This is a genomic window from Micromonospora marincola (assembly GCF_056150385.1).
On the sequence record NZ_JAXCFT010000002.1, the window covers coordinates 76,678 to 102,358 of the forward strand.

Here is a 25,681-nt window from a genome sequence, read left to right on the forward strand (position 1 = left end):
CGACGGGACCGTCGCGCCGGGGTCCCGCTCCGGTGTGACGACCGTCACTCCGGCTGACCCGCCCGGCGGCGCGCGCCGGGCGGCCACACCACGGTGACCGGGATACCGAGTTGCCGGGCCCAGCCGACGGTCCGGTCGGTAGACGCCCCGTGGCAGCCGGTCTCGCCGTCCCAGACCGCCACCAACCGCTGCACCCGGCGCAGCAGGTCCCGGTTGGCGGCGGCGTACGCCGAGGTGTCCGAGCGGACGTGGCCGGTGTGGAACACGTGCTCCGCGCGCGCCAGCAGGTCGTCGAAGTCGGCGCGCTTCTCCGGCGGGATCGTCGCGTCCCGGTAGTCGAGGGCGGGCAGGACCACGTCATAGGTGCCGCCGCCGGCGAGCACGGCCCAGGTGAAGAGCTGGTCGGCGCCGGGCGCCAGGCAGGTGACGCCGTGCACCGGCCGGGCGCTGATCCGGCGCAACTCGACCCGAAGCGCGTCGGCGACGAGCCGCTCGGTGGCGGCGGTCAGGTTGATGTGCCCGGTGACGCCGACCCGCACCGGTGGGCGGCCGGAGGTCACCGGCCGGGGCCCCGGGACTGGGTGGGCACGGTGGCGGTCAGCCGGATCAGCTCGAACCCGCTGTCGGAGAGCACGTCGGGCAGGGCCCGGATCTCCTGGCGGTTCTTCTCCTGCACGTCGGGGGTCAACTCGTCCCAGGGCCGCAGCGCGGGGTGCCGCCGTCGGGTGTCGTCACGGGGCTCACCGTACGCCCAGCCCTCACCCGCGCGTTCCCGGCACCAGCGCTCGTGTTCGAGCCGGGCCAGGACGTCGATCCGGTCCTCGATGGCCTGCTCGGCGGACGCGTCACCGGCGCCACCGCGCCGGGGCGCCACGACGCAGCCGAGGTTCAGCAGCTTGGCGGCGATGTCCTGGACGTGGGCGCGGTTGGCCCGCCGCAGGGACTCCGGCAGCCGGGCCCAGTCCACCATCGCGGCGGCCGGACCGGGCCGGGCTCCCGGGCCACGATGGGCCCGCAGATAGCGGTCGTGGATCTGCCGGGCCAGCCGTTCGGTGAGGTCCTCGGCGATCAGCCGGGCGTCGCAGGCGCGGGTCAGCACGGGATAGAGGCGGAGTTTGCCGTGCACCTCGTCGAGCAGGTCGTGCCGCGAGTCGCCGTGGAACGCGGCGGCGAGCGCCGCCTGGCGGTAGACGGGCACGAACACCTCGCCGCGCGCCGCCTGCCAGAGGGCGGGGGTGTCCAGGACGAACTGGAGCCCGACCCGCTCGTCCGGCGTACAGATGTAGATGCGGTCGTAGCCGTCGTCCAGGCGGCCCGACCCGGCCAGGCCGTCCAGGTCCAGGTCGTGCGCGACGACGTCGCAGGCGGCGCTCAGGAACGGGTAACGGGAGGCGGCGAGGGCGAGTTCGACGCCGGCGTCGGGGGCGACGAGGTCGACCCGCAGCGGCGCCGTGGCGCCACCGCGCGTACGCCAGTGTCGGGCGGTCTCCACAAGCAGGGCCCGGCGGAAGGCGCCGCCGCCGGCGATGAGGACCCGGGTCGGCCGGTCCGGCGCGGCGGGCAGGGGGTGATGGCGGTGCAGGGCGCGGGCGGCGACGTCGTCGACGTGGAAGTAGTCAAGCCGCAGCCGGCTGGACCCGGCCGCGCCGAGGCGCCTGGCCTGGAGGGACAGGCACATCTCCGGGTCGCGGACCTGGACGTAGACCCGGGGCGGCTGCCGGCGGTCCTGGATCAGCCGGCTGGCCGTGTTCGCGACGGCGTGGTTGCGGTCGTCGTCGTCGGTGCAGGCGTAGATGGTGTTCGCGCGGGGCAGGCCGGCGCCGCGGAGCACCTCGGGGCTGGTGGGGTCGCCGACCACCCCGAGATATCGGCGCTGCCGGTATTCCAGCGGCCCGAAGGGAACGGAGCGCACCACGACCACCCGTTCGCCGTCGGCGAAGAGCCGGTCGGCGAGCATCCGGGCGAACTGGGAGTCGCCGCAGACGAGGACGTGCTCGCGGGCCCGCCGGGCGCGGATGCGACGGATCTCGGCGGCCAGGAGCAGGCGGCCGGCCTCGGCGACGGCGAGCAGGGTGAACAGCGGGGCGACGAAGCGGGCGACCTGGAGTTGCCACGGGTAGGGGCCGGACTCCTGGAAGGGCTCCGCGCCGAGGACGAACAGTTGCAGGTCGTAGTAGATCACGTCGGTCAGGTCGTGTGCGGTTTCCGGCCGGTCCAGCAGCAGCCGTTCGAAGCCGAGGTAGCCGAGCACGAAGGCGACGACGCCGACGACCGCGAACACCGCTCGCAGCCACCAGCCGGTGGGGCGGGAGGAGCCCGCACCGGGCTCGGTCATGGAACGGCTCGCGGACCGGGCGGGCGGTGGCAGCGGACGAGGATCACGGTTCGGCGTCGCGGCCACCTGGTTGCCACCATGGGCCTTATCGTATTGGACGAAGTCGATCAGGCAGGGGTCCACCGCACCTGCCCGAACGGCTCTTTTCGCAGGTGAACCCGAACCGACGGGCGGCGAGGGTCCGCTGCGGTGGCTACGGACGGCTACCATTCGAAGACGGGCCGGAGGTGGCACACGCGCGGAGCCGGCCTCCGGTTACGGGATTATCTGGCGCCCAGACCGGAGCTACCGGAGGATCAGGAAGATGGACGCACACGCAAGTCCGCCTGCGGCTGGTGCGGTCAATCCGTTCTCCCCCACGGCCGTCGCCCGGGTCAGCGAGGACGGCGTGGCGGGCCCCACGGTGGTCACAGCGGCCATCCGGGACGCGGTCGGGCACCTGGAGAACTACCTCCGGACGGGTGCGAGCGCGACCATCGCCGTGCTCGGTGACTACGGCACCGGCAAGACGCATCTGGCGGTCGAACTGCTGGCCCGCACCCGGGCGGCCGGTGAGCCCGTCGGCGGTGCGATCTATCTCGACGCCCCGGCCGACACGTTCCGTGCGGTGAGCCGACAGTTCCTGGGCCGGCTGTCCCGGGAGGCCGTCCGCGACCTCGTCGCGCAGCGGCAGGCCGCCGACGGGGACGGGCCGGCGGCCGGTGCGCTCGCCGAGCGGTTACGCGCGGAGTTGGCCGACGTCACCGCGGATCCCTCGTTCGGCATCGTGCTGGCGATGCTGCTGGAGCCGGCCACCGAGGCGGCGGCGTGGGACTGGTTGACCGGCTACCCGCCGGGGCCGGCCCTGGTGGCGGCCGGGGTCACGACACGCACCGACGTGGAGGCCGCCGCGGTCGAGACGATGGCGGTGCTCGCGGTGCTGCACGCGCGGCGGCGAAGACGCTTCGTCCTGGTCCTCGACGAGTTGCACAACCTCCTGGCGGGTCGGCCCGGCGACGAGGCGATGGCCCGGTTGGCGGCGCTGATCGGCGCCTTCGCGTCGTCCGGGGCGTTGCTCGTGCTCTCCGGGCTGCCCGACCTGCTGCATCTGCTCACCCCCGAGGTGCGGCAACGGATCGGGCCGATCGTGCGGATGTCGGCGCTCAGCGTCGCCGATGTCGAGGAGTTCATCCGGCAGAGTCAGGCACGCACGTCCGGGCAGGCCCGCCTGGCGCCGTTCACCCCGGAGACCGTGGACTACCTGACGAACCTGGCCGACGGGGTGCCGCGTCGGGTGATCCGTCTCTGCTACGACCTCTACCAGCGGGCGGCGCAGGCGGGCACGCCTGTCACCCACGTCATGGTCCGCGAGGCGGTACGGGTCCAGTTCGACCTGGCCAGCCGGCAGGACGTGGCCGCCACCGTGCGACGGGTGCTGACCCAGGACGGCTGGTCATACCAGCGGGACCATCTGCTCGGATCGGTGCGGGACCTGCCTGTCGACTTCTGGATCCCACTCGACGAGCAGGACGCCGGGTGCGGGGTGCTGCTGTCCGAGTCGATCCTCAAGGCCGAGGAGGTCGACGAGCTGCACCGGCGGGTGGTGGCCATCCGAGCCACGGTGCCCGACAGCGAGGCGATCCTGGTCGTGGTCGGGCACCTGCCCGCCGAGCTGGCGGCGGAGCTCGCCGCGACGTTCAGCGTGGAGCCGATCGTCTACGACCCGCAGACGTTCGCCGAGGATCTCTCCGGCAGCGTCAAGGCGTCGATGCGCCGGTTGGAACAGGTGGTCGGCGCGGACGCGATGACGTCGGTGCGGCAGCGGGTCGAGCGCATCCACCGGCAGCAGAGCAACACCCAGCGCTCCATCGAGCAGCTTTCATACCAGTTGGACGAGCTGCGGGGCGAGTTGGGCGGGCCACGGGCGGTCGTGGGCGGGGTCGCACCGGGTCCGGCGGCGGCGCCGGGCGCGCCGGAGCTGCCCGGCCGGGTGGCCCAGGTGTTCGTGGAGGCGGTGGGGGCGCTGGACCAGCTCACCGGCGTCGACCGGCAGCTCAGCGACGCCTTCGCCCTGCGGCGCGGCGCGACCGCCGACGAGGGCGGGGCGTCGCTCCGGGCCCGGCTGCGGTCCCGGGACGTGCAGCGGGCGTTGGGCACGTCGATGATGCTGCGCCGGCTGGTCGAGGCGTTCCGCGACGGGGTCGCGCAGTGGTACGACAGTCACCGACGAGATCCGCAGGCGACCGATCCGGAGCGGTTGGACCGGCTCTGCGAGACCTACGACGGGCTCGCCGAGTTCCTGCCGTTGTTCCAGCTCGACGTGCTCGGCGACCTGGGCGAGGCGGACGGCGCGGCGGAGCCGCCGGACCGGTCGCCCCGATGGTCGGAGGCGCGGTCGCTGTTCGACGGGTTGAGCGGGCGGGTCCGGCACCTGATGGTGGCGCGCTGACGGCCCGCTTCCGTCACCGTTCCGGTTCGAGCGAGCCGGCGGCCGGGTCCTCCCGCATCCGGGGCAGCGTGACCGGGTCGGCGGGCGCCGGCTCCTCGGTGTCGGCGGCGGGCCGGGCGCGGTCGAGCATCACGGTGGCGAGGGCGTGCACCACGTTGATCACGACGATGGCGGTGGCGACGACGCCCACCGTGCCCGGGAAGTTGCGTTCCAGCACGAGGGCGAGGATCACCGCGGTCAGCCCGTTCTGCTGCCCCCAGGCCAGATACCGCCGGTCGGCGGTCGGCAGGTTGCGGGACAGCGGCAGCGACACGAGCAGGTGCGCGGCCACCGCGGCGAGGCCGAGCACCACCCCTTCGACCAGGTGGACCCCCCGCACGAGCAGCATGCCGAGCAGGAAGGTGGCGACGAGGTAGGCGGCCTGGGTGGACCGGCCGACGACGGGGCCCAGGCGCGGCCGGAAGAAGAGCCCGGCCAGCGCGAGGCCGAGCATGAGGAACTGCCCGGCGGCGACGAGCACGAGCACGATCAGCAGGCCGACCGCGGTCCACCGCAGCACGGCATGTCGGCGCGCGCTCACCGGCGCGTCCGGGCGGAGGCCGGCGGCCAGCAGGAGACGCCACAGGAGCCAGGCGACGGCGACGAACGCCAGATTGAGGACGAGACCGAGGACGAGGTCGAGCGGATCGTTGCCGAGCATGCCCGGTGCGGTGGCGGCGACATCGCCGCGCAACTCCAGCGCGACCGCGGAGACATAGATCGTGAGCAGCACCGTCACCGGGTCGTCGAAGGACGCCCAGACGGACAGGATGGCACGGGCGCGGGGGGACGTCCGGTCCGGGCGGCTCATGGCGGCGACCGCCAGCGGGTCGATCTGCGCGACGGCCACGCCGAGCACCAGCACCGCCGGATCGCGGAAGGCCAGGTACATCACGGCGGCGATGAGGGCCGCCTTGAGAACCACCCCGACGGTGACGGCGAGCAACACTGTGGACAGGTGCGCGCGCACGTCGGCGAGGCTGAGGTCGCGGGTGCTGCCGATCAGCCCGACACCCAGCAGGATCGCCGCGAGCATCAGGTAGGTCGGCGACTCTTCCAGCCCGCGGACGTGTCCGGCCCAGGCCAGCAGCAGGCCGGACAATCCGGCGGCCACCACGGCCGCCGATCGCGCCAGAGGTCTCACAGCCACCCTCCGGGCGGGTACGACGCCGAGTGGTCCATCGGAGCCTATCGGCCAGCCGGCCCGGCGGCGGGCTCGACGAGCCGGCGCCCCACCGTCCACAACGCGTGATCGGCCTGGCTGACCATGTCCTGGTCGAGGGTGACACCGAACAGGTAGTCGCCCGGGGTGAGGCGGCTGTAGTAGACGGCGCCCATCTCCACGTCGAGCACCAGGCGCGCGACGTCACCGTCGACGGCCCGGCGCAGGTCCCGGCTGATCTGCAACACCAGGAGGGACAGGTCGGCCGCGAGCCGCTGGTAGCGGCTGCGCCGGTCGGCCACGGTGACGCCCCGGTTGAAGAACGGTGCCAGCTCGGGGTGCGCCAGGATGTCGGCGGCGGCCACCTGCTCCCCGGCCCGGTGCTGGCTGAGGTAGTGCAGCCCGGCCGGCCGCAGGGCCGCGGCGAGCACACCGTCGGGGTCGGCGGAACCGGTCGCGCGGGGTTGGACTTGGCCGTCGGCGGCCTGCTGGCCCGGGCCTGTCGTGTCGGTGAGCCAGCCGCCGGGATTCTGGGAGCGTTGCCGCATCAGCCGACGCAGGTCGGTGGCGAGCCCGGACGCGGCGCGGTCGATCGCCTCGAACTGCGCCGGGTCGACAGGCGTGACGCCGGTGACGGCCGGGGCGACCGGCGCGGCGCCGAAGCCGACCACGTGTTCGCTGCCGACCACCGAGTTGCAGAAGACGAGGCCGGTGGCGGTCTGCGCGACAAGCCGGATCAGCGCCCCGGTCTGCAACTCCCACAGCCGCCGATTGAGTTCGGTCGCCCGGTATACCAGTTGCGCGCCGACCCGACGGTGGTTGTCGCGGCGCTCGGCCAGGTCGTCGCCGTCCTGCGGCGGGGCCGACCCGTGCGCCAGCCGGTCCAGGGCGAAGTCGAGGACGCCTGAGGTGTAGTGCGCGACGTGGTAGATGCCGGAGTCGGCGAGCAGCACCTCCCGACACAGGTCCCGCTTCTTGCGAAACCCGGGGACGTCCTGCTCGGCGGACTCCTCGTGCAGGGCGACGCGTGGCTCCGGAACGGTCACCTGGTCACTCCTCAGCTCTCCGGCACGTCGATGTCGGTGTCGGTCAGGGCGGACGGAGTGACGTCGCCGTCGCCGTCGCGCAGGCCGCGGATGGTGGCGGCGTTGGCGGCGGCGTCCAGGCTGCACGGGTGGCTGCGCCCGAGATAGTGCACGCTGTTCAGGTGTGCCTCGTCCTGGATGCGCACGGCCTCGTCCAGGTCGCCCCGCGCCGCCAGGTGGCCGGCCTGGGCGTTGATCGCCGTCAGGGTCCACGGGTGTACGTCACCGAGCCGCGTCCGCAGGGTGCGCAGGCCCCGCTCCCCGTCCCGGACCGCCTGGTCGTACTCGCCGGCGCCGCGCAGGAACAGCCCGACGTCGACCGAGCAGGCCGCGATGAAGGGGTGCCCGGGCTCCAGTTGCCGCTCGTAGCCGCGCAGGCAGCGGATGCCGTTCTCGACGGCGATGCCGAGGTCGCCGGCCCGGTAGTAGTCCACGGCCATGCTCAACAGGCTCGCCCGGGTCAGCGGGTGATCCTCGCCGAGGTGGCTGCGGTAGCCGCGGTAGGTCTCGGAGCTGCGGTTCTTGGCGGCGACGGTGGAGCCCAGGCGTCGTTCGGTGACGGCGAGGGTGCGGTTGACCCGCAGTTCCTCAAGCGGGCTGGCGGCCGGCAACTGGTGGATCCGCTCAAGCGCCTCGCGCAGGGTGGCAAGCGACAGGTCGTAGGCGCCGACCTCGCGCTCAAGCGTGCCCACCACGCAGGCCGCCCGCCAAACCCGGGAGTCCTCGGGCCCCAACAGGGCCATCCGGCGGTCGCGTTCCATGCGGGCCAGCCGCAGCGCCTCGCGGGCGTCGCCGGTGAGCAGGAAGGACAGGGCGAGGTTGTTGACCGCCATCCGGGTGTTCGGATGGTCGTCGCCGACGACCTTGTGGAACCCGGCGAAGGTGGCCTGGTCCTCGACGAGGGCGTCCTCGAAGCGGCCGAGCCCACGCAGGTCCCCGCCTCGGCCGCGACCGGCGATGAGCGTGCGGTAGTGCCGGAGCCCGTAGCGGCGGCGCTGCTCGCTGAGCACCTGCTCGTCGAGGCGCAGGGCGTCGGCGTACTGGCCGAGGGCACGGTGCAGGTTGGCGGTCTGCACGAGCAGGCGCATGGTCAGCTGGTCGGGCTGACCGTTGGCGGTCCATCGCTCACACAACGGCCGGGCCAGATGCAGGGCCGACTGCCAGATGTCGCTGTCGCTCGTCAGGTAGAGGTAGCGGATCTGCTTGACGACCCAGTGGCGGACCAACCGGTGGTCGGCCTCCAACGCGCCGGCGGGGACGAGGTGCCGTTGCAACTCCTCGAAGACGTCGAGGTAGCGGCGGTCGTCGGCCTCCGGGTCGGTCGGCGCGTACCCGGCGAGGCCGTGCAGCACCTGACGGTGGCGTTCCTGCCGGAGCGGGTCGGGGATGGCCTCGCGGAGCAGCACCTGGATGGCGCGGTGCATACGCAGCGCGGCGCCGCGTCCCCAGTCGACGTCGTAGAGGCCGAAGCGGGCGCCGACGGTCAGCACCAGGTCGATCTCGCCGGCGGTGAGCAGCAGCTCCTCGGCGTCGACGTCCGCGGCGGCGGCGAGCTGGGTCAGCATCGACGTCGAGCGCAGCAGCGGCAGCCCGATGCCCTCGGGTGAGAGGAACGCGGCGAGTTCGGCCAATCGCACCGCCAGCGGCCCGAACTCGATGTCGTCGAGCGTGCGCAGCGTGATGTCCAGGACCCGGGCCACAGTGGAGGTGTGCGAACCGGGGATCCGTTCGTCGTCCTCCTGGGCGCTGTGCCGGCGCAGCTCGTCGAGCAGCTCGGTCACGCTGCGGCTCACCGACTCCAGGTTGGGCAGGCCCTCGTTCTCGAAGGCGCGGGTGCGTTCCCGGATCCAGGCGGTGGCCAGTCGCAGGGCCAGCGGCAGGTGTTCAAGCGCGGCGGCGATGGTCCGCGCGTCGTCGGTGCTGATGCCGAGCACCCGACGGAGCATCGCGATGCTCTCGTCGCCGCTGAAGGCGGCGACCTCAAGCGGCGAGGGCAGGTCCGGTGAGCCGTCGTCCCGGGAGGTGATGAGCACGTGGCCGGTGCCGTCGCGGGGGCGCAGCCGCTGCACCACCTCGGCGTTGTCGGCGTTGTCGTAGATCAACAACCAGCGGGCGATGCCGCCGCGGGTGGACAGCGCGGTGAGCGCCGCCTCCGCCGCCCCGGTGCCGTCCACGGCGTTGATCTCGTCGGCCAGCTCGCCGAGGCTGGTCTGGACCGTGTCGCGGTCCTGCGCCGGGATCCACCAGACCACGTCGTAGTCGTAGGCGAACCGGTGGGCGAACTCGCGGGCCAACTCGCTCTTGCCGACGCCGGCGCCGCCGGTGAGCGTCACCGGGCTGCCGTCCGCGCCCAGCCGGTCGCGCAGCCGTTCCAGGTATTCCCCGCGGCCGACGAACGACGGGTTGCGGGGCGGCAGGTTGTGCCGCGGCCGGCGGTCCGGCTCGGCCGGGTAGCGCGGCGCGGTGCGCAGGTCGGCGGCGGGCGCGGCGGGGGCGATCAGGCCGAGCCGGCTCAGCAGCAGCGACTGCGCCCGGACCGGCTCGGCGTCACGCAGGTCGACGACCCGCAGTGGGTCGATCTTCTGGTCGGTCTCGTGGCCGGTGACCAGGACGGCGAGCATCTCGGCGTCGTCGGCCTGCGCGGGCAGGACGGACAGCGCGGTGCCGACCGCCCGCAGCACGTTCGGGGAGACGACGGCGAGCACTGTGGCGTCGCCCGGGTAGGCGGGCGCGGTGCCGGACCGCAGGGCGCGGGGGTGGACGGTGACGCTGGCCCGGCGTAGCTGCCCGCAGATCCAGTCCACCCAGGGCCGGTCGGCCGGGTCGTAGAGCACGACGATGTCGTCGGCGCTCTCCGCCCGTTCCAACAGGACACCCCGGCGGTAGCGGCGCCGGATCCGCTCCGGCACGGCCGCCGCCCGCGTCACCGTGCCCCCGCTGATCCACGCCGTCATCCGTTCGTAGGCCGACAGCAGGCTGCCGTCGGCGTCGGGCGGATCGGCAAGCACGGCAAGCACGTCGTCATAGGTGTCGTAGCCCTGCTCCGGCACCTCGACGATCTCCACCGAGCCGTCGGGCGACTCCGCGTCGGACTCGTCGAGCAGGCCGGCGAAGGCGCGGCGGGCGGTGTCGCGGGCCTCGCCGTACCACGGGTGGGTGACGTCACGCAGGGTCGGCGCGGCGAGGATCCGGATGCCGCCGGCGGCCTGCCGTCGCAGCTCCGCGGCGAGTTCGGCGGCCTGGTGCATGGCCTGCCGCCGGGGCGGCATGCTTACCACCGCGATGTCGCTGAGCACCGCGGCGTGGGTGATGCCGGGCAGGGTGAGGTCCACCGGGGTGTCGATGAGGACGTAGTCGTAGTCGGTCTGTCGCAGCAGTTGCCGGAGCCGCATCGGGTCGCCGTCGGGCCGGGTCACGGCGTCCGCGCCGACGCCTACCATCGCGAACCCGAAACTCGACCCGGGCATCGCGTAGCGGTAGAGGGTGCCCTGGTGCGGCGCGGCGGGGGCGATGAGCGCGGTGGCGCGGTGCGACGGCCCGTCCGGGTGCGGGCTGATCAGCGTCGCCAACTCGGGGCCGAGGGCGGCGACGGCCGACGCGGCGTCCACCTGGAACGAGCGCAGGTAGTCGTAGACCCGCGGGGTCCGGGCACACCAGTCCACCGCCAGGACACGCTTGCCGTTGCCGGCGAGGATCCAGGCGATGTTGGCGACCGCGCTGCTGCGCCCGGTGCCGCTCGCGGGCGAGACGAAGGACACGATGGTCCCGGCGGCGCCGGAGGTGTCGTCAGTCCTGGTCATCGAGTGCGCTTTCGAAACCCGCGTACTGGTCGCCCGGGTCCGCGCTGCGGCGTTCGAGGCGATGCAGCGCGGCCACGAGCACCGCACTGGGCACCGCGTCGAGCGCGGTCAGATCCACATCGGTGAGATCGATGAGATCGGAACGCAACATTTCCTCCTCCGCGTCCATCCCCCGATCACCGCCTGTCTTCGCATGTGGCTCCGGGTGGTGTCACCACGGATTCGGATATCGACCGGTGGTCAGATCCGCTGCGTGGGTTCATGATAACGGTGCGCTGCATCCATGGTGGCCTGCTTCCTCGGCGCAAGGGCAACCGGCGCGCCGAAACGGCTCCCACACGCGCCAAGCAAACGTCATACGTCGATGTATGCTCGATGTTCCCCGCAGCGGCCGAACGGCCCTCACCTCACGGCGGAGCGGCTGATGCCCGGACCCGATCACGGCCCACGGGCGCCGGCCGTCCCGTTCCGGCAGTTCGTGCTCAAGCTGCACAGCCGCTGCGACCTCGCCTGCGACCACTGCTACGTCTACACCAAGGCCGACCAGGGTTGGCGGTCCCAGCCCCGGACCATGCCGCCGGAGGTGCTGCACCGGACCGCCACGCGCATCGGCGAGCACGCCCGCGCCCACCGGCTCCGTCGGGTCGACGTCGTCCTGCACGGCGGGGAACCTCTGCTGGCCGGCCCCGCGCGCCTGCGCGCGGCGGTGACGACCCTCCGGCAGGCCGCCGCGCCCGTCCCGGTCCGCGTGACGGTGCAGACCAACGCGGTACGCCTGGACGAGACGTTCCTGCGCCTGTTCGACCGGCTCGACGTGCGGGTCAGCGTCAGCCTCGACGGCGACCGGGCCGGACACGACAGGCACCGGCGCGGCCCGGACGGCCGGGGCAGCCACACCCGCGTCGAGGCGGCCCTGCGTCGGCTGACCGCCGACTTTCCGCACCTGTTCAACGGTCTGCTCTGCACCGTCGACCTGAGCAACGACCCGGCCACCACCTACCACGCGCTGCTTGCGCACCGGCCGCCGGCGGTCGACTTCCTGCTGCCGCACGGCACCTGGGCCGCTCCCCCGCCCGGCCGCACCCCCGACCCCCGCCACGCCCCGTACGCGCGCTGGCTGGCCACCGTCTTCGACGAGTGGTACCACACGCCCGGGCAGCGCACCCGGGTCCGCCTCTTCGACGAGATCATCCAACTGCTGCTCGGTGGGACGTCCCGGCTCAGCGGGGTCGGCACCGGCCCGCTCGCCGTGGCGGTGGTGCAGAGCGACGGCGCGATCGAGCTGGACGACACGCTCGCCGCCGCGTACCCCGGCGCGGCCGGCACCGGGTTGCACGTGACCCGGCACTCCTTCGACACCGCGCTGCGGCTGCCGGCGATCCGGGCCCAGCAGTCCGGCGCCGCCGGGCTGTGCGCGACCTGCCGGGCCTGCGACAGGCACCGGGTGTGCGGCGGCGGGCTGCGCACCCACAGGTACCGGGCCGGCACCGGCTTCGACAACCCGTCGGTCTACTGCACCGACCTGTACGCCCTGATCGGACACATCCACCGGACGGTGCACCGGGACGTGACCGCGTTACGGGCGGCGTCGTGACCCTCGCCCACCACCTGCTGCCCGGAGGCGTCCTCGACGAACTCGCCGCCGGCCGGGGCGGGCCCGACGCCGTCACGCGGTTGCGCTCCGCGCAGCACAGCAAGACCCTGCTGCTGGTCCGGACGCTGACACTGCTGCTCGGCGAGGCGGCACACCCGGACCTGCCGGCGGTCGAGGCGGCGTACCAGGTGCTGGCCGGGTCCGGTCCACGGGCCCGCGCGGCGGCGCTGGGCCATCCGCCGGTCGCCGCCTGGGCGTTCGGCACCGCCTCGCTGCTGCGCCGCGGGCGGAGCGCCCCGTACCCCGGGCTTTTGGCGGCCGTGGCCGTGGTCGCGGCCGTACGCTCCGGCATGGACGCCGACCTCGACGTGCCGCTGCCGCCCGGCGTGCCGGGCCGGCTCGACCTGCCCGGGCTCGGCACCCTCGTCGTTCCCGCCGGTGCGACCCGCGCCTCGGTGCGGTGCGTCGGGGGACGGCTGCGGGTGCGCTGCGCGGGCGAGCGGGTCGAGGTCGACGACGTGCGGGTGGCCGGGGCCGGCTGGACCCCGGTGCCACGGATGGGGTTCCGCCGCCAGGGCCTGCCGCTGTCGCTCGTGGTGGACACTCCCGGTTGGCAGCACGTCCCCGGGATACGCCTCGACGAACCCCGGACCGACCACAGGTGGCGGCACCGCCTCGACGGAGCGTGGCGGCTCCTGGTCGACGGCCACCGGCCGGTCGCCGAGGAGGTGTCCGCCGCCATGCGGGTGCTGATACCCATCCGCGCGCCCCGGGCCGGCACCCGCAGCGGCACCTTCCACCACGCGTTCGGGTCGGTGGCGATGTCGCACCCGCTTGACGCGCGGACCGCGGCGGTCACCCTGGCGCACGAGATCCAGCACCTGAAACTGGCCGCGCTCGCCGACATGTTCGCGCTGCTCGAACCCGGCCCGGCCGAGCTGTTCTACGCGCCGTGGCGCTCCGACCCCCGCCCCCTTGAGGGACTGCTGCACGGCGCGTACGCCCACCTCGGGGTGGCCCGGTTCTGGCGCCGCCAGGCGGACGCCGCCCGCACCCGGGCGCAGCGGCACCACGCCCAGGTCGAGAGCATCAGGTGGAGCCGGGCGGTGGCCGACACCCTGCCGGCCCTGCGCGCACGGCACCGGCTCACCCCGGTCGGCCGGCGACTTGTCGACGGGATGGCCCGGGTGCTCGACGGATGGGCCGGTGAGCCGGTCGCCCCCGACGCGGCGGCCGAGGCCGGACGCCTGCTGGCGGCGCACCGCGCCCGCTGGGACCACCAGCACGCGCCGACCGGCTGACATCCGCCTTCCCGACCTCCACTACGCTGACTCCATGGGGGAGGGTAACGGTAACGCCACGCGCCGTGAGTGTTTCGTCATCGCGCCGATCGGTCCCGACGGTTCGGAGATCCGCCGGCGCAGTGACCAGATCCTCAACTACCTGATCCGACCGGTGGTTGAGGCACGGGGCTTCGTCGCCGTGCGCGGCGACGAGATCGAGCGGGCCGGGCTGATCACCTCGCAGGTGCTGGACCGGATCATTCAGAACGAGTTGGTCATCGCCGACCTCACCGACCAGAATGCCAACGTCTTCTACGAGTTGGCGGTGCGGCACGCGTTACGCCGACCGTTCGTGCAGTTGATGGCGAAGGACCAGCAGTTGCCCTTCGACGTGCAGGGCATGCGGACCATCCTGGTCGACCACACCGACCTCGACAGCGTGGAGTCCGCCAAGCAGCAGCTCGGCCGGGCGATCGACGCGATGAGCAGTGAGACCGACATCGTCACGCCGATGTCCGTCGCGCTCACCCTGCAGGACCTGCGCGGCTCGTCCAGCCCACGGGAGGCCGGGCTGTCCCAGATCATCGAGACGCTGCCGCAGATGATGGACATCCTCCAGGATGTGCACCGCCACCTGGGCATGGGTGGCGCGACCGGCGGCGGGTCGGACGACGAGGACCACAGGCGGCTGCGGAGCCTGTTGGAGTCGTTGGCGGCGCGCGGCGGGGTGACGGAGGACGATCTGTCCGGGCTGCTGGGTGGCGGCAGCAGCAAGTTCGAGCGGTGGGTGGAGGCCCTGATCCAGCGGGCCGGGCGGAACCACCACGCCGGCTGAGCACACCGCGGATGCGGCGCGGGCCCGGGTGACCCATCGACGTTCACCCATTGAAGATGTTAACGATAACATGTAATCTTTCCGGCGACGGAGCGAAGGGCACGCTCCAGATCGGATCGCCGAGCCGCGAGGGCAACCGGGACCAGCGACTTCCCGTGCCGTCCCGCCGGTGACCGTCCGGGCCAACCGCCGGCGCCACGCGCCGCAGCGGACGCCGGGCGTCGAGCCGCTGCGCACCCCCACCAGCACGTTCCCGCGCCCGGCCATCGCCCACGCCCCCACCCGCCTCGCCGGCAGTCGCGCAGAGCGCGCCCGCCGGCCGTCCCGTCCCAGAGGGAGCACCCCTTGCCAGAGACCAGACCTCCATCTCCCCGCCGGGCGGGGATCGCCGCCGGGCACCGGCAGAAGGGCTGACCATGCGTACACGGAGGAGATTCTTCGTCGCGGCGGCCCTCGCGGTCGCGACGGCCGCGATCGGCGCGGCGACGATCACCGGGCCGGCGGGCGCCGAGTCCAACGGCGGGGTACGCGTCATGCCGCTCGGTGACTCGATCACCGAGGGCACCCAGGTGCCGGGTGGTTACCGGATCGGCCTGTGGCAGCGGCTGAACAGCGCCGGCTACCGGGTCGACCTCGTCGGCTCGCAGTACAACGGGCCGGGGAACCTGGGCGACCACGACCACGAGGGGCACCCCGGCTGGCGGATCGACCAGATCGACGCCAACATCGTCGGCTGGCTGCGCACCACCACGCCACGGACGGTGCTGTTGCACATCGGCACCAACGACATCCTGCAGAACTACAACGTGTCGGGTGCGCCGAACCGGTTGTCGAGCCTGATCGACAAGATCACCGCGACGGCGCCCGATGCCGAGGTCTTCGTCGCGCAGCTCATCCCGCTGTCCAACTCGGGCCAGGAATCGGCGGTCCGCACCTTCAACGCCGCGATCCCCGGCATCGTGCAGGGCAAGGTGAACGCCGGGAAGCACGTCCACCTGGTCGACATGCACTCCGCGCTCAGCACGGGTGACCTGATCGACGGCATCCACCCGACCGCCAACGGCTACGACAAGATGGCCGCCGTCTGGTACAACGCGCTGCGCGCGGTGCCCGGCAGCATCGGCAACGTGGGCGGGTCGACCACGCCCCCGCCGACCACCCCGCCGCCGACGACCCCGCCCCCCACGACCCCACCCCCGACGACTCCGCCGCCGTCCACGCCGCCGCCGGGTGGCGGGGCCTGCACCGCCACGTACGCCCTGGCCGGGCAGTGGCAGGGCGGCTTCCAGGCCACGGTGACAGTCACCGCCGGCGGCGCGGCCATCTCCGGCTGGACCGTCACCTGGACCTGGGCCAACGGTCAGACCATCAGCCAGTCCTGGAACGCCACGGTCAGCAGCAGCGGCGCCGCCGTCACCGCCCGCAACGTGAGCTACAACGGCGCGTTGGGAGCCGGGGCCAGCACCCAGTTCGGCTTCCTCGGCTCCGTCAACGGCACCAACACCACCCCCACTCTGCGCTGCGCCGCAGCCTGACCACGCATCGGAGGAGAACTGTGCACCGCATCAGACGACTCTGGCTGGCCGGCCTGCTGGCCGCCCTGCTGACGACCACCGGAGCCGCGTTCGTCGCCTCGTCCGCCCAGGCCGCGAGCGGCTGCCGGGTGAACTACACGATCAGCAGTTCGTGGTCGGGTGGCTTCGGCGCCAACGTGGACATCACCAACCTGGGTGATCCGGTAAACGGCTGGCGGCTGACCTGGACCTGGGGCGCCGGACAGACCATCCAGCAACTGTGGAACGGCAGCTACACCCAGTCCGGGGCGAACGTCACCGTCACCAACGCCGCCTACAACGGCGCGATCGGCACGAACGCCAGCGTGTCGTTCGGCTTCAACGGCGGCTGGACCGGAAGCAACCCGGTGCCCACCAACTTCGCCCTCAACGGCGTCGCCTGCGGTGACGCCCCGCCGACGACCTCGCCGTCGCCGACCACCTCGCCGACCACCTCGCCGTCGCCCACGACGTCACCGTCGCCGACGGCCTCACCGACGCCCCCGCCGACGACCACCCCACCGCCCACCGACGGGCCGTGGCCGCCGTCGTCGACCTACACCAACCCGATCGTGTGGCAGGACTTCGCCGACGGCGACATCATCCGGGTCGGCGACGTCTACTACTACACGGCCTCCACCATGCACTACTCGCCAGGTGCGCCGATCCTGCGCTCGTACGACCTGGTGCACTGGGAGTACGCCGGGCACGCGGTGCCGAACCTCGACTTCGACTCGAACAACTACAACCTGACCGGGAGCCGGGCCTACATCAAGGGCATCTGGGCCTCGGCGTTCAACTATCGCAAGAGCAACAGCACCTACTACTGGCTCGGCTGCGTGGAGTTCAACCGGACGTACGTCTACACCGCGTCGGCCGTGGACGGCACCTGGCAGAAGAAGGCCCGGATCAACAACTGCTACTACGACGCCGGGCTGCTGATCGACGACAACGACACGATGTACGTGGCGTACGGCAACACCACCCTGAGCGTGGCCCAGTTGTCGGCGGACGGCACCAGCCAGGTCCGCGCCCAGCAGGTGTTCAGCACGCCGTCGAGCGTCGGCACGCTTGAGGGCTCCCGGTTCTACAAGCGGGGCAACTACTACTACATCTGGGTGACCCGGCCGGCCAACGGCCAGTACGTGCTGCGCTCGACCAGCCCGTGGGGGCCGTACGAGATGAAGCAGGTGCTGCTCAACATGCCGACCCCGGTCTCCGGCGCCGGCATCCCGCACCAGGGCGGCCTGGTGCAGACCCAGAACGGCGCCTGGTACTACATGGCGTTCGTCGACGCGTACCCCGGTGGCCGGATCCCGGTGATGGCGCCGATCAACTGGAGTTCGGACGGCTGGCCGAGCGTCCAGACCGTGAACGGCGGTTGGGGCGCCAGCTACCCGTTCCCGAACGTGCCGCGACCGCCACGCCAGGTCAAGTCGATGATCGGCCCGGACACCTTCCCCGGCCCGACGCTCGACCCGCGCTGGGAGTGGAACCACAACCCGGACACCACGAAGTACTCGCTCAACAACGGGCTGCGGTTGCAGACCGCCACGGTCACGAACGACCTGTACGCCGCGCGCAACACGTTGACCCACCGGATCCAGGGACCGACGTCGACCGCGACGATCCAACTGGACTACTCGACCATGCGCGACGGTGACCGGTCCGGCCTGGCGATGCTGAGACATCTGTCGGCCTGGGTCGGTGTCCGCCGCGACAACGGGCAGACCCGGGTCTCGATGGTCGACGGGCTCTCCATGGACAGCAACTGGAACACCACGAGCACCGGCACCGAACGAGCGAGCGCGGCGGTGTCCGGCGGCCGGATCTGGCTACGTGTCAACGCGGACGTCAGACCCGGCTCCGGCCGGCAGGCGAGGTTCTCCTACAGCACCGACGGAGTCAACTTCACCTCGCTCGGGCCGGCGTACACGCTCAACAACGACTGGCCGTTCTTCATGGGCTACCGGTACGGCATCTTCAACTACGCCACCTCGTCGCTCGGCGGTTCGGTCACCGTCAACCGTTTCGACCTCAGCACTCCGTGATCCGACGCGGTGGGCCGGCGACCCTCGGTCACCGGCCCACCGCGCCACCGGTCAGTGCCCTCGACCCGGTCGCGTCAGGGTGACCCGGACCGAGGCGGACTTGGTCGGGTCGACCACAGACGTCGCCACGACGGTGAGCGACCGCGCCTTCTCCGCAGCGGCGACGGAGAGCCGGCCGTCCGCGGAGACCGTGGTCCGCGCCGAGGTCGCTCCCCGGACCGACCAGGTCACCGCCGGGCTGACCCCGGGGTTGGTGGTCACCTTGGCGGTGAACTTCCGGTTGCCGCCCTTCTTCAGGTGGGTGGTCGCGGGCGTCACCGACACCGAGTCGACGCCCGACCACAGGTGGTCCCGGGCGAAGATGGTGAAGAGCTGGCTCGCGGTCATCCCGTCGTGCGCGCCGGGCACCTGGGTCGTCGCGGCGGAGTAGCCGCGGGCCCGGAAGTTGTCGGCGATGGCGTTCTGCGCGTTGAGGTTGCCCTCGAAGACGCCGTTGCCGAGGAACACGAAGAGGTCGTCGTCACCGACCGCCGCCGCGACGTTGTCGTAGTCCTGGGCGCTCAGGGCCGGGTTGCCGGAGAAGTGGCCGTAGAACGCGAACGTGGTCGGGTAGCCCCGGATGACGTGGGCGCCGGTCATGCCGCCGTAGGAGAAACCGGCGTAGGCGCGTCCCTCGCGCTCGGTCGAGACGTTGTACTTCTTCTCGATCAGCGGAAGGATCGTCTGGACCAGGTTGTTTGCGGCGTTGGTCTGGTTGTAGGAGGCGAAGCCGAGGCTGGTGCCGGTGAAGTGGTTGCCCATGGTGACCACCACCGTGGGCTCGATCTCGCCCTTTGCCGTCATGTTGTCCAGGATGTTCGGGACGTTCGCCGGGACCATGAAGTCGGTCTCGTCGCCGAAGATGCCGTGGGCGAGGTACGCGACCTTGTACGGCTGCTTGCGCTTGGCGTCGTAGCCGGCCGGCAGGTAGACGCCGAGGTAGTGACCGCTGTCCCCGAGGATCGTGGTGTAGGGGATGTACCGGACGGTGCCCCGCTTCGAGCGGTCCGCGATCGGCAGCTCGTACTCCGCCCGCTGCTTCAGCACCGGGTCGTTCTGCTTCTTGGCGTACGGCACGTACACGGCGTCGAGGACGTCGTTGTTGCGGACCCGGAACGAGGCGTCGCCCGGGGGGCGGGGCTTGGTGGAGGCCGGGTCCCAGATCCGCTTGTTCTCCCAGCCCTGGGTCGGGTCCCAGACCCGGTACCAGTAGCTGATCCCGCCTGCGTGCAGCGGGAGCGAGACCGACCAGTTTCCCTTGGCGTCCCGGGTCATGTCTCGGAGGAATTCGGTGCCCCCGGCGTGGTAGCGCCCCGGCTTCCATTCCTCCGGCTGGTACCGCGTGGTGCCGGTGTTCAGGTCGAGCAGTGTCAGGTCGCCGGCCAGGCGTACCTGGGTGGCGTTGGGGTTGCGGTAGACGAACGTGACGGTGTATCCGGTCGGTGACTTGTGGTCCGGCTTGACGGTCGCGCCCTGCGCGACCGCGGGCCGGTGCTTGCCGGCGAGGGCGGCCGGCGTGGAGACGGTGACGCCGGCGCCTGCGCCGAGTGCCATGAGCGCGAGCAACGAGACCCCGCGGCTGAGCCGGCGTCCTCCGTTTGCCTTCCTCATCTGAGCGTGCTCCTGTCTTTCTTCTGGTCCGCTCAGGACCCCGACGGGTCGTGTTCGGACACCGACGGCCGGGCGGTGGCTGACCCGGTTTGTGCGCGACAGGGCCCCCTCCCGGACCCTTGAAATGCCTAGCTAAATCGCTTTAGCAGGGGCAGTCTCACCGGGCGGGCCGCCCGGTGTCAAGGGTCCGCACGTCCCCGCGCCTAACCGGTGATCACCGGCCAGGCATAGGCCAGCAGGGCGCACGCCGCTCCCAGTAGGGCGAGCGACACGCCCCGGGTACGGACGGGCAACGCGGCGAGCGCGAGCAGGATGACCGCGACAAGATAGAGAAACGCTTGCACCGACATGGCTGTCTCCTCGGGATCGACTGATGGGCGATGTGCCCTCTACCCCCGCCGGCCCGGCCGGGAAACCCGCGCGCGGGACGCCGGAACGGCGCACCGGGTGGGAGGATCTGCCGCATGCGACGCAGATCCCTCATCCTCGGCGCGGCGGCCGGCATCGCCGCGCCCGTCGTCGCCTCCGGCGCGACGCCGGCAACGGCGGCCGTTCCCGACGCCACCACCGACCCGCCCCGCCCACGGCCGCGCACCTGGACGCCGAGCAACAGGGCCAGCGGCCTGACCACCCTGCCGGCCACCACACGGCAGGTCGTCGTGGTGACCGCGGCCAGTTGGAACACCAGCTACGCCACGCTTGAGACGTTCGCGAAGACCGACGGCCGCTGGACCCCGGTCTCGGCGGCGCTGTCCGCGCGGATCGGCTCCCAGTTCTTCAGCGACAACCACGTCGAGGGCGTCCCGACCACGCCCACGGGGGTCTACTCGTTCGGCCCGACGATGTACGGCATCGCCGCGGATCCGGGCGTGAAACACGCCTACCACCAGGTCGTCACCAACGACTGGTGGAACGAGAACCCGGCATCGTCGGCCTACAACACGTTCCAGCACACGGCCACCAACCCCGGCGGCTACAGCGAGGCGCTGTGGAAGGAGAAGCCGGCCTACACACACTTCGCGGTGATCACCTACAACATGGCGCCGAACGTGTCGAAGCCGGTGCCGAACGCGGGCAGCGGGATCTTCCTGCATGAGTTCAGCACGACGCCCTCCGGTCCCACCGCCGGCTGCGTCAGCCTGCCGCACGCCGACCTGGTCGGCGTGCTCCGGTGGCTCGACCCGGCGGCCCAGCCGCGCATCGTGATGTGCCCGCTGGACAGCCTCGGCCGCTACTGACCGGCCCGCACCTGACACGTGCCGCGGCCCGGCGCGGAGCGTCACGCTCCACGCCGGGCCGCGGCCTCGGGCGGGGTCAGCTGGCCGTGCAGCTGGCCGTCCCACCAGGGCCGCTGCCGTTGCCCTGGAAGCCGAAGTTCGTCGTCTGTCCGGCGCCGACGTGTCCGTTGTAGCCCACATTGGTGAACTTGACGGTCCCACTGGTGCCGCTGGCCTGCGCGCTCCAGACGCCGGTGATCGTGGCGCCGCTGGGCAGCGTGATGGTCACGGTCCAGCCGTTGATGTCCGCGGAGCCGGCGGTGACGTTCACGCTCGCGGTGAAGCCACCGGGCCACTGGTTGACCGAGAACGACGCGGAGCAGCCGTTACCGGTCGGCGGCGGCGTGGTGGGGGGAGCCGTGGTCGGCGGGGCCGTGGTCGGCGGCGCGGTGGTCGGCGGGGCCGTGGTCGGCGGGGCGGTCGTCGGCGGGGCCGTGGTCGGCGGGTTGGGCGCGCCGTTCGCCAGGCTGTAGGCCAGGTCCGGCTGGAACGAACCGGCCGTGTAGCGGCAGCCGTCCGCCTCGCCCGGCGGCTTCACCCAGAGGTACGCGTCGATGTTGCCGTCGCCGGTGTTCACCGTCGGGTACTGCCCGATGCGCCTGTCGGTGTTGTCGTCGGCGCACCAGTCCCCGCTGGCGCCCCCGTTGCGACTGGTGTCGATGACCTGACGCTTGCCCGAGATGCCCATGCCGTTGAGGGCGGAGATGACCCCGCGGCCGAAGTTCGCCTCACTTGAGGTGGGGTTGAAGTTCGACACGTTCGTGAAGAAGCCGTCGGCGTACTGCACGCCCGCGTTCCGGAGCCGGTTGGCCGTCTCGTTGGCGCTGTTCCACGTGGAGTGGCCACCGTCGAGGTACACCTTGGCGTTGGGGTTGCCCGACTTGATGGTCCGGGTGGCCGTCGAGATCGCCTGGTTGCGCGCGTTCAGCTCGGCGCTGCTCAGGCAGGTCAGCAGGGCGAGCGAGTCGGTCTCCAGGATGATGATCGCGGCCTGGTTGCCCAGACCTCGGGCGAAGTTGGACACCCACGTCTGGTACTGGTTGAGGTCCGGCGCCCCACCGGCGCTCGCTCCGCCGCAGTCCCGGTTGGTGATCTCGTAGACCGACAGCACCGGGATCTGCTGCGCCGCGTTGGCGGCGCCGATGAACCCGGAGACCTCGGACTGGATGGTCGACGGGTTGAAGTTGGCGAACCAGCGGGCCTGCGGCTGGCTCGCGATCTTGTCCCGGATGACTGCGGCACGCGAGTCGCCGGAGTTGGCGGCGGCCCAGCGGACGACCGCCGACGTCGGGTCGCGGTAGAGCGACCCGGACAGCGTGCCGGCGGACGCGCCGCCGACGGTGAGCCCGATGGCGGCGGCGGTGGCGCCCGCGACAGCCGCCATGCCGATGGCCGCCGATCTACGTCGGCGCAGCGGAGAGAGGATAGCCACGACGTGTTTCCTCCTGATCACATCGATGTATCTAAGTTCATGGGAGCGTTCCCATGGACGGTAGCGGAGCCGGACAGCGCTGCCAAGATGTGAAGCGCTTCGATAACGTTCGACGTGAGCACGGGTCGACTACCCTCGCCGCCGTGGACACCACCGAGATCGACGCGCCAGTCGTCAGCGTGACCGTCTATCCGGACCGGGCGCGCGTCACCCGCCGCGGCAGCCTCCGGCTCCCCGCCGGCGACCATCGGGTACGCGTCGCGCCGCTCCCGTCGGGCCTGCGGCGGGACTCGATCCGGGTCGGCGGACGGGGCGCGGCCACCGTGCTCGGCGTGGACGTGACCGCCCGGCGGCAGGCCCGCAGCACCGACGCGCAGGTGGTCGGCCTGGAGCAGCGGCGTCGCGAACTCGCCGACGAGCTGGCCGAGGTCGAGGACGCGGACGGGATCGAGGAGCAGCGCGGCGCGTTCCTCACCCGGTTGGCCGAGCGCGCCGGCGGCACGTACGCCCGGGCGCTCGCCGCCGGCGACGCGGCGCCGGCCGACGTCGCAGCCTTCACCGACTCGGTGGCCGCGCAGCTCACCGACGCCCGGTCCCGCCGGCGCGGGCTGACCCGGCGGCGTAACGAGCTGGCCGAGGAACTGGCCGCGGTCGATCGCGACCTCGACGCCGCGCGCGGCAAGCGGGAGCCGGACCGGCTGGCCGCCGACGTGACAGTCACGGTGGCGGACGACGACGCCGAGGTCGAGCTGGAACTGACCTACCTGGTGGACGGCGCCCGGTGGCAGCCCTCCTACGACCTGCGGCTTGTCGACGACACCATGACCGTCACCTGGTTCGCGCTCGTCAGCCAGGGCACCGGGGAGGACTGGCCGGAGTGCGAACTCCAGCTCTCCACCGCCCGGCCGGCGGCGACGGCAGGCGTACCCGAATTGTCGCCCTGGTATCTCGACCGGTTCCGGCCGGCGGCCCCGCGGGCCGCGGCGGCGGACCTGCCGATCGGGATGTCGCCACCCGCGGCGCCCGGCGCGGCGCCGGCCGGCGGCGGTTTCGCCAGGTCCGCGGCCCCCCGGGCACAGGTGCGGGAGAGCGTCGCCGAGGTGGAGCAGGGGGTCGGCGCGGCCACCTACCGACCGGCCCGGCCGGTGGCGGTGCCGGCCGACGGCAGCGCGCACCGGGCCACCATCGCGGTGCTGGAGCTGCCGGCCCGGCTGGACCACGTGACAGTGCCGGTCCGCGCCGCCGAGGCGCACCTGCGGGCGACGGTACGCAACACGTCGGCGCACACGCTGCTCCCCGGCCCGGCGGCGGTGTTCCACGGCGCCGACTTCGTCGCGGCCACCCGACTGCCGACGTGGGCGCCGGGCGAGGAGACCGATCTGGCCCTCGGCGTGGACGACCGGCTGCGGGTGGAGCGGAAACTGCACCGGCGCACCGAGACGAAGGCCACGCTCTCCTCGACCCGGCGGCGGGAGGTGGAGCACCGGATCACCGTCGCCAACCACACGCCCCGGGCCGCGACGGTCGAGGTACGCGACCAACTGCCGGTGTCCCGCGACGAGGCGGTGGTGGTGCGGGAGACGACGCTCGCGCCGCCGCCGGCGGAGCGTACCGAGCTGGGGGAACTGACCTGGCGGCTGTCGCTCGCGCCGGGCGACACCAGCGAGATCACCCTAGGCTTCCGGGTGGAGCTGCCCAAGGGGGTGGAGCTCACCGGTTGGCGCGAGTAGGGCGTTAGGAGGGGGCCCCTGTTAACGCATTCTGCATAACAGGGGCCCCCTCCTAACCAAGCGTCAGTGGCGACGACGTCCGTACGCGCCGGCGGCGAAGTACACGCCGACCGCGGCGAAGATGACCTGTAGCGCCAGCTCGATCCAGTCGATGCCGGCGGTGTCGTCGACGCCGAACAGGCCGGCGACGAGGGTGCCCAGGAGCGCGGCGACCACACCGATGACAAGCGTGAGCCAGATCGGGATGTCCTGCTTGCCCGGCACCACCAGACGACCGAGCGCGCCGATGATGAGACCGATGATGATCGCGATGAAGAAGCCGGTAACTTCCACGGGAGCCGTCCTGTTCTTCCGAGAGTTTGACGTTCCGTTCGATGCCCCGCTCGGCCCACGGCTCAAACGCGAGAAGGCTTTCTTCACGCAACTGTCATGGCCGGACCGGGCCGCACCGGTCAGCGGTCCGCGGGCTGCCGTCGCCGTGGCGCGCCGGGCGTGTCCTCCCGGTCGATCCGCAGCTCCCGCTCCAGCTCGGCGATCACCGTACGCAGGTCGTCCAGGCGTTGGCTGATCGCGATCCGGTCCAGCTCGTCCGGCACCCCGTCGCCGTCCGAGTCGTAGTCCGACGCCAGCCCCTCGGTCATCTCCAGCCGGCGCGCCTCCTCCATCGAGTTGACGATGACGGCGATGAGGATGTTCAGCAGCAGGTTGACCGCGATCATCACGAAGCTGACGTAGTAGAGCAGCGTCCACGACGAGACTTCGAGGCCCTGTTCGAGCAGGTCGGGCAGCGTTTCCAGGGACAGCAGCACGAACAGCGTGACAAGCGAGCGCCCGATGTCGCCGTACTGCTCCGGATAGCGGTCGCCGAAGATGAGCCAGCCGACCATCCCGTAGACGTAGAGGGTCACCCCGGCGAGCGCGAGGAAGGCCGCCACGCCGGGCAGGCTGCGCCACAGCGCCGTGACGATGGTGCGCAGGCCGGGCGAGAAGCGGACCAGCCGCAGCACCCGGGCCACCCGGACGAACCGCAGCACGGCCGGGTCGCCGTGCAGCCCCGGCACGAAGATCGCCACGGTCACCAGCAGGTCGAACACGTTCCAGCCGTGCCGGAAGAAGTCCTGCGGCCGGCGGCCGTACGCGAGCACCCGGATGGTGATCTCCACGACGAAGACCACCCGGAACATCAGCTCGGTCCAGCGCAGCGCCGTCGCGGTGGTCCCCGAGTGCGGGTACGTCTCGATGCCCAGCACCGCGCCGTTGGCCATGATCAGCACCACGATCGCGATCTCGAACGGCCGGGACGCGACAATCCGGGCACACCGGGTCACCACCGTCCCGGATTCCGCGCCGCCCGGACGGCGCGCCCCCCGTTGGGCCGGCACCTCACCTCGCCGGTCAACCATCCCGACACCCTATGGGGCGGCCCC

19 protein-coding genes are annotated in these 25,681 nt (G+C 72.2%); 8 read left to right on the top strand and 11 right to left on the bottom strand.

Annotation, left to right across the window (positions count from 1 at the left end):
• Positions 1-44 precede the first annotated feature (44 nt).
• Together SM450_RS04745 and SM450_RS04750 are read right to left on the bottom strand one after the other, a co-directional pair.
• Positions 45-560 carry a hypothetical protein gene (locus tag SM450_RS04745; RefSeq protein ID WP_474618439.1) on the bottom strand — a complete coding sequence of 172 codons (516 nt, stop codon included), beginning with the start codon at positions 558-560 and terminating at the stop codon, positions 45-47.
• On the bottom strand, positions 557-2,335 hold the full coding sequence (locus SM450_RS04750) for a RyR domain-containing protein (protein ID WP_474618440.1): 1,779 nt from the start codon (positions 2,333-2,335) through the stop codon (positions 557-559). The genes SM450_RS04745 and SM450_RS04750 overlap by 4 nt, the downstream gene beginning before the upstream one ends.
• A 304-nt stretch (positions 2,336-2,639) precedes the next feature.
• On the opposite strand from SM450_RS04750, the gene SM450_RS04755 reads away from it, so the two are divergent.
• Positions 2,640-4,763 carry an AAA family ATPase gene (locus SM450_RS04755; RefSeq protein WP_474618441.1) on the top strand — a complete coding sequence of 708 codons (2,124 nt, stop codon included), beginning with the start codon at positions 2,640-2,642 and terminating at the stop codon, positions 4,761-4,763.
• Positions 4,764-4,776: 13 nt separating this feature from the next.
• On the opposite strand, the gene SM450_RS04760 is transcribed toward SM450_RS04755, so the two are convergent.
• Genes SM450_RS04760 through fxsA form a run of 4 tightly spaced genes read right to left on the bottom strand, consistent with a single transcriptional unit; the run spans position 4,777 to position 11,018 of the window.
• Positions 4,777-5,946 (bottom strand): hypothetical protein, encoded by a 1,170-nt coding sequence (locus SM450_RS04760; protein ID WP_474618442.1) that lies wholly within the window; start codon positions 5,944-5,946, stop codon positions 4,777-4,779.
• 44 nt (positions 5,947-5,990) lie between these two features.
• Positions 5,991-7,010, bottom strand: a complete 1,020-nt coding sequence (locus SM450_RS04765) for a hypothetical protein (RefSeq protein ID WP_474618443.1) — start codon at positions 7,008-7,010, stop codon at positions 5,991-5,993.
• A gap of 11 nt (positions 7,011-7,021) precedes the next feature.
• Positions 7,022-10,849, bottom strand: coding sequence for an FxSxx-COOH system tetratricopeptide repeat protein (gene fxsT / locus SM450_RS04770; RefSeq protein WP_474618444.1), 3,828 nt, complete (start codon positions 10,847-10,849; stop codon positions 7,022-7,024).
• The gene (gene fxsA, locus SM450_RS04775; protein WP_474618445.1) at positions 10,836-11,018 is read right to left on the bottom strand and encodes an FxSxx-COOH cyclophane-containing RiPP peptide; all 183 of its coding nucleotides are present in this window, start codon (positions 11,016-11,018) and stop codon (positions 10,836-10,838) included. Before fxsA ends, fxsT begins: the two co-directional genes overlap by 14 nt.
• Positions 11,019-11,273: 255 nt before the next feature.
• Between fxsA and SM450_RS04780 the strand changes: the two genes are divergently transcribed.
• The 5 genes from SM450_RS04780 (at position 11,274) to SM450_RS04800 (ending at position 18,165) form a co-directional block, all read left to right on the top strand.
• Positions 11,274-12,443, top strand: a complete 1,170-nt coding sequence (locus SM450_RS04780) for an FxsB family cyclophane-forming radical SAM/SPASM peptide maturase (protein ID WP_474618446.1) — start codon at positions 11,274-11,276, stop codon at positions 12,441-12,443.
• Positions 12,440-13,744: an HEXXH motif domain-containing protein gene (locus SM450_RS04785; protein WP_474618447.1), complete on the top strand. Its 1,305-nt coding sequence runs from the start codon at positions 12,440-12,442 to the stop codon at positions 13,742-13,744. Before SM450_RS04780 ends, SM450_RS04785 begins: the two co-directional genes overlap by 4 nt.
• Positions 13,745-13,778: 34 nt before the next feature.
• Positions 13,779-14,561 carry a hypothetical protein gene (locus tag SM450_RS04790; RefSeq protein WP_474618448.1) on the top strand — a complete coding sequence of 261 codons (783 nt, stop codon included), beginning with the start codon at positions 13,779-13,781 and terminating at the stop codon, positions 14,559-14,561.
• Positions 14,562-14,977: 416 nt separating this feature from the next.
• Complete coding sequence (locus tag SM450_RS04795) at positions 14,978-16,096, top strand: cellulose binding domain-containing protein (RefSeq protein WP_474618449.1); 1,119 nt, start codon at positions 14,978-14,980, stop codon at positions 16,094-16,096.
• A 20-nt stretch (positions 16,097-16,116) separates the two neighbouring features.
• The gene (locus SM450_RS04800; RefSeq protein WP_474618450.1) at positions 16,117-18,165 is read left to right on the top strand and encodes a family 43 glycosylhydrolase; all 2,049 of its coding nucleotides are present in this window, start codon (positions 16,117-16,119) and stop codon (positions 18,163-18,165) included.
• 51 nt (positions 18,166-18,216) lie between these two features.
• Here the strand turns inward: SM450_RS04800 and SM450_RS04805 are convergent, their stop codons facing one another.
• Positions 18,217-19,815, bottom strand: coding sequence for an alpha/beta hydrolase-fold protein (locus SM450_RS04805; RefSeq protein ID WP_474618451.1), 1,599 nt, complete (start codon positions 19,813-19,815; stop codon positions 18,217-18,219).
• A gap of 203 nt (positions 19,816-20,018) precedes the next feature.
• A complete protein-coding gene (locus SM450_RS04810) occupies positions 20,019-20,165 on the bottom strand; it encodes a hypothetical protein (RefSeq protein ID WP_281585211.1) in 147 nt (48 codons plus the stop codon).
• A 114-nt stretch (positions 20,166-20,279) separates the two neighbouring features.
• Between SM450_RS04810 and SM450_RS04815 the strand changes: the two genes are divergently transcribed.
• Positions 20,280-21,053 (top strand): L,D-transpeptidase family protein, encoded by a 774-nt coding sequence (locus SM450_RS04815; protein ID WP_474618452.1) that lies wholly within the window; start codon positions 20,280-20,282, stop codon positions 21,051-21,053.
• A 76-nt stretch (positions 21,054-21,129) separates the two neighbouring features.
• On the opposite strand, the gene SM450_RS04820 is transcribed toward SM450_RS04815, so the two are convergent.
• On the bottom strand, positions 21,130-22,524 hold the full coding sequence (locus SM450_RS04820) for a glycoside hydrolase family 6 protein (protein WP_474618453.1): 1,395 nt from the start codon (positions 22,522-22,524) through the stop codon (positions 21,130-21,132).
• A 143-nt stretch (positions 22,525-22,667) separates the two neighbouring features.
• Between SM450_RS04820 and SM450_RS04825 the strand changes: the two genes are divergently transcribed.
• Complete coding sequence (locus tag SM450_RS04825; RefSeq protein WP_474618454.1) at positions 22,668-24,254, top strand: DUF4139 domain-containing protein; 1,587 nt, start codon at positions 22,668-22,670, stop codon at positions 24,252-24,254.
• A 63-nt stretch (positions 24,255-24,317) separates the two neighbouring features.
• Here SM450_RS04825 and SM450_RS04830 read toward each other — a convergent pair whose 3' ends face one another.
• Entirely contained in the window at positions 24,318-24,587 is a 270-nt protein-coding gene (locus SM450_RS04830) for a GlsB/YeaQ/YmgE family stress response membrane protein (RefSeq protein WP_474618455.1), read from the bottom strand.
• 119 nt (positions 24,588-24,706) lie between these two features.
• A complete protein-coding gene (locus tag SM450_RS04835) occupies positions 24,707-25,657 on the bottom strand; it encodes an ion transporter (RefSeq protein ID WP_474618456.1) in 951 nt (316 codons plus the stop codon).
• Positions 25,658-25,681 lie beyond the last annotated feature (24 nt).

Bases quoted from the DNA above. Each gene is read 5' to 3' on its own strand.
- SM450_RS04750 (WP_474618440.1), bottom strand. From the start codon at position 2,335: ATGACCGAGCCCGGTGCGGGCTCCTCCCGCCCCACCGGCTGGTGGCTG.
- SM450_RS04755 (WP_474618441.1), top strand. From the start codon at position 2,640: ATGGACGCACACGCAAGTCCGCCTGCGGCTGGTGCGGTCAATCCGTTC.
- fxsT (WP_474618444.1), bottom strand. From the start codon at position 10,849: ATGACCAGGACTGACGACACCTCCGGCGCCGCCGGGACCATCGTGTCC.
- fxsA (WP_474618445.1), bottom strand. From the start codon at position 11,018: ATGGACGCGGAGGAGGAAATGTTGCGTTCCGATCTCATCGATCTCACC.
- SM450_RS04780 (WP_474618446.1), top strand. From the start codon at position 11,274: ATGCCCGGACCCGATCACGGCCCACGGGCGCCGGCCGTCCCGTTCCGG.
- SM450_RS04790 (WP_474618448.1), top strand. From the start codon at position 13,779: ATGGGGGAGGGTAACGGTAACGCCACGCGCCGTGAGTGTTTCGTCATC.
- SM450_RS04795 (WP_474618449.1), top strand. From the start codon at position 14,978: ATGCGTACACGGAGGAGATTCTTCGTCGCGGCGGCCCTCGCGGTCGCG.
- SM450_RS04805 (WP_474618451.1), bottom strand. From the start codon at position 19,815: ATGAGGAAGGCAAACGGAGGACGCCGGCTCAGCCGCGGGGTCTCGTTG.
- SM450_RS04810 (WP_281585211.1), bottom strand. From the start codon at position 20,165: ATGTCGGTGCAAGCGTTTCTCTATCTTGTCGCGGTCATCCTGCTCGCG.
- SM450_RS04815 (WP_474618452.1), top strand. From the start codon at position 20,280: ATGCGACGCAGATCCCTCATCCTCGGCGCGGCGGCCGGCATCGCCGCG.
- SM450_RS04835 (WP_474618456.1), bottom strand. From the start codon at position 25,657: ATGGTTGACCGGCGAGGTGAGGTGCCGGCCCAACGGGGGGCGCGCCGT.